This window comes from Microcystis sp. LE19-10.1B, assembly GCF_027530565.1.
Classification (GTDB): Bacteria; Cyanobacteriota; Cyanobacteriia; order Cyanobacteriales; family Microcystaceae; genus Microcystis; species Microcystis aeruginosa.
The window spans coordinates 1-3,805 of record NZ_JAPZQM010000079.1; the positions used below are offsets into that span (position 1 = coordinate 1).

3 protein-coding genes and 1 pseudogene are annotated in these 3,805 nt (G+C 42.1%); 1 reads left to right on the forward strand and 3 read right to left on the reverse strand.

What is annotated here, in order from left to right; all coding sequences use genetic code 11:
- Window positions 1-398: 398 nt before the first annotated feature.
- Window positions 399-1,682, reverse strand: a complete 1,284-nt coding sequence (locus O9332_RS02825; protein WP_002758950.1) for an aspartate aminotransferase family protein — start codon at window positions 1,680-1,682, stop codon at window positions 399-401.
- A 126-nt stretch (window positions 1,683-1,808) separates the two neighbouring features.
- Here O9332_RS02825 and O9332_RS02830 point away from each other — a divergent pair, with 126 nt between their 5' ends.
- Window positions 1,809-2,867, forward strand: a complete 1,059-nt coding sequence (locus O9332_RS02830; RefSeq protein ID WP_002758951.1) for a potassium channel family protein — start codon at window positions 1,809-1,811, stop codon at window positions 2,865-2,867.
- Window positions 2,868-2,934: 67 nt separating this feature from the next.
- Here O9332_RS02830 and O9332_RS02835 read toward each other — a convergent pair whose 3' ends face one another.
- Both O9332_RS02835 and O9332_RS02840 read right to left on the reverse strand, forming a co-directional pair.
- Window positions 2,935-3,171 (reverse strand): type II toxin-antitoxin system VapC family toxin, encoded by a 237-nt coding sequence (locus O9332_RS02835; protein WP_002758952.1) that lies wholly within the window; start codon window positions 3,169-3,171, stop codon window positions 2,935-2,937.
- Window positions 3,168-3,671: pseudogene (locus O9332_RS02840) on the reverse strand (hypothetical protein); the annotation flags it as partial. The pseudogene O9332_RS02840 and the gene O9332_RS02835, both read right to left, overlap by 4 nt.
- Between the last annotated feature and the right edge of the window lie 134 nt (window positions 3,672-3,805).

A 3,805-nucleotide genomic window follows, 5' to 3' on the forward strand; every position in this document is an offset into this window, starting at 1 on the left:
TAAATCCTTATCTGGCAAGAGACTTAATTGATTAGCTCGTTCTAGATCGAAAACAATTGACAAAAATCGCCAAATGTCTTTCTATATAAGGGTTTCATCCCTTATAAACCCCCTCCATTGCATAACATAAACCGAAGAACCTCATTTTATTTGCCCCGAACAACAGTAGATTTATCCTCCCCTAGTCCAGTGAAAAGGTGACAGTTAGGGGGGATAAAGCTCAAAAATAATTGACTCATAAGTAGGTAGGCACAATTATTTGTAGGATGGGTTAGCGGTAGCGTAACATGAGCGGGCGTTGGGTTTCATGCTTCAACCCAACCTACGTTCTGGAAACTCTCAACTTAAAACTTACATCTGATAACTGATAACTGATAACTGATAACTGATAACTGAAATTAAACCACTTTAGCGATGGCTGCTTCTAGCTTATCCATAGCCTCATCTACTTCTGTTTCCGAGACAATTAAAGGAGGTACAAAACGGAGAACTTTCGGACCTGCGGGAGCAATTAATAAACCCTCGGCCAAGGCTGCATTAACAATAGTAGATGAAACCAACTCACTTTCTGAATTAATTTCCAGACCATTAATTAAACCCCAACCGCGCACATCGACAAATAGATGGGGATATTGAGAAGCAATCACGCGTAAACGGCTGCGTAACTGTTCCCCTCGCTGCTGGACATTTTCGAGAAGATGATCCCGTTCAATGGTTTGTAATACTGTTAAAGCTGAGGCACAAGCGAAAGGATTACCTCCAAAGGTACTCGCATGACTACCCGGTTCAAACACATCACAGAATTTTCTGCACATCATCGCACCGATGGGAATACCACCCGCTAAACCCTTAGCAGAAGTGAAAATATCCGGTTCCACTCCTAAATTCTCATAACCCCAGAGTTTACCAGTTCTTCCGACTCCCACCTGTACTTCATCAAAGACAAGCAAAATGTTATTTTCGTCGCAAATTTGCCGTAAACGTTGGAAATATTCGATATCCCCTGGACGAACTCCCCCTTCACCCTGCAAGGGTTCCAACATAATCGCGGCCACACGACGATTACCCTCATCGAGATCAGCGATCGCATTTTCCACCGCTTCGATATCATTATAGGGAATATAGGCAAACCCCGGCATCAGGGGTTCAAAGTCTTTTTGGTACTTCGGTTGACCGGTTGCGGTGATGGTAGCTAAAGTCCGACCGTGAAAACTAGCGTGAGCGGTTAAAATAACCGGCTGTTCGAGGAAATCTAGCACCGTATGGGCATATTTCCGTACTAATTTAATCGCCGCTTCGTTCGCTTCCGCACCAGAATTACAGAAAAAGACTTTATCAGCGCAGGAATGATCGACAATCCATTTAGCTAGTTCCCCTTGTTCGGGAATATAGTATAAATTCGAGACATGATGGAGTTTTTGGATTTGCTGGCTAACCACTTCAATTAAAGCGGGGTGTGCGTGACCGAGGGTACAGGTGGCAATTCCCGCAACAAAATCAAGGTATTGTTTACCGGAAGTATCCCAGAGAAGACAGCCTAACCCTTTGGCGATCGCAATGGGAAAACGACCATAAGTATTCATCACATAGCTGTTAAAACTATCTCGATCGAAGGGTTGATTCGGGTTTAAATTGGGAGTGGGATCAACTAGGGTTGGTTCTAAAAGGGTTTCTGGACTCACTGGGGAACTCCTGCGCGATTAGACATAGGGGAAATTATAATCAAATCCGTCTGAGAAGGACGGGTTATTTAGATTAAAAACTGATTTTATTGTAATTTACTAGACAGTCTTAGGGGTGAATTTTGCTTGTCTATCAGTGAAGATAAATATCGTCGTCTGCGTCAGGAATTAATCGGGGGAATTTTTGCCCTGATCGTGGTGTTTTTGCTGGGTACGCTTTGGTATCATCTGATCGAGGGTTGGAGTTGGCTAGATTCGGCCTATATGACGATTAGTACCCTCGCTACCGTCGGTTTTGGCGAAATTAATCCCCTAGGTGAACGGGGACGACTGTTTACAATGGTTTTGATCGTGATGGGAGTAGTTAGCATCGGTTATATTGTTAATCGCTTGACCGAAGCTTTAATTCAAGGCTATTTTCAAGAGGGACTCAAACAGAGACAGGAGAAACGCTTGATCGATCGACTATCGGAACACTATATCATCTGTGGTTTGGGTCGCACGGGTAGACAGGTGGCGATCGAATTTCACGCCGAAAATATTCCTTTTGTAGTCATTGATACAGACCCCCTACAGGTAAATCGGGCCAAAGAATTAAATTATATTGTTGTTCAAGGAGATGCCACCTTAGATAAATCTTTACAAATGGCAGGAATCGAACGCGCTATTTGTATTGTGGCCGCTTTAACTTCCGATGCGGAGAATTTATATACAGTTTTGTCTGCTAAAACTCTTAATCCGAAAATTCGCGCCATTGCTAGGGCCAGTACCGAAGAAGCAGTACAAAAATTACAACGGGCCGGGGCCGATGCGGTAGTATCTCCCTATATTACCGGCGGTAGAAGATTAGCGGCCGCAGCCCTACGACCCCAGGTGATGGATTTTGTCGATGGGATTTTAACTGGAACCGATCGATCGTTTTATATGGAAGAATTTTTAATCGATCCGAGGACTTGTCCCTGTGTCGGTTTAAGTCTTAGTCAAGCACATTTAAGATCTCGATCGGGGGCGTTAGTTTTAGCTATACGTCGCGCCGATGGTACGCTAATTGGGGGACCGACTGGCGATACGGAATTAATGGCCGGGGATCTGTTAATTTGTATGGGAACGGCCGAACAATTACGCAGTTTAACTCAGATTTTAATCCCCATGCGATCGGATGGTTTACGTTTACCGAAGCATTAGTTAGGGTTTGCGCCAAAAAGTTTGTAGGATGGGTTAGTGGTAGGGTAACATGAGCGGGTGTTGGGTTTCATGCTTCAACCCAACCTACGTTCTCTAGAAGACTTATCACCAATTTTCTTGAGCTTTCCCTTCCGTTTTGTTTAGACAAAATATAATAAATATTAGTGACAGCATGACCAGAAATATATCCTTGAGTTTTACCTGTCTTAACTGTATTTAATGCTTGTACAGATGCTGGAAAATGTGGTTCACGCTTACCCAAAACATCTAGCAATACATCACTGTCGAATAAGACTCGTTTCACCGATACTTCTCCACTAAATAATCAATATACGATTCTTTTGGGTCTTCTGGTCCTAAATCGACAACCCCCACTAAGTCTCTTGTCCAAGGATCAAGATCGCTTAAATCATCTGTTAGGGAATGAGAAGTAGTTTCTGAGGATACATTCTGACGAAAAACACGCCCATATTCTAATGCTTTCTCAAAATCTTCCTGATCAGAAATTGATCCAGAAAGATTATCTAACCAGTTTTCAGACGAAGATTTTTCAGTTTCCAAATCGACCAAACCTGTTAAATTTTGTGTAGAGGCATCAATATCATTGAAATTATCTGCTAGGGAATGATAAGTAGTTTCTGAGGATACATTCTTAGGATTAAATCGCTCTTGAATTCTGAAAATTATTAAACTGTAATAGGCTCTCAGTTGGGTGACTAAATCGGATGTTTCAGTATCTTGGAAATATTCGGTTATAGTACGATTAGAAACCGATAGAGCATTTTTAGCTCCCTGGTAAATTTGGCTCTTCGGGAATTGTTATGCAAATAATTAACTTAAAATAAAATTCGATGAGAGCAACTACGCTCAAAAGTAGCTGAAATTCATACAGGAAAGGACTTAAGGCACAAATAGGTTAATACCAAAAGATAGACAAT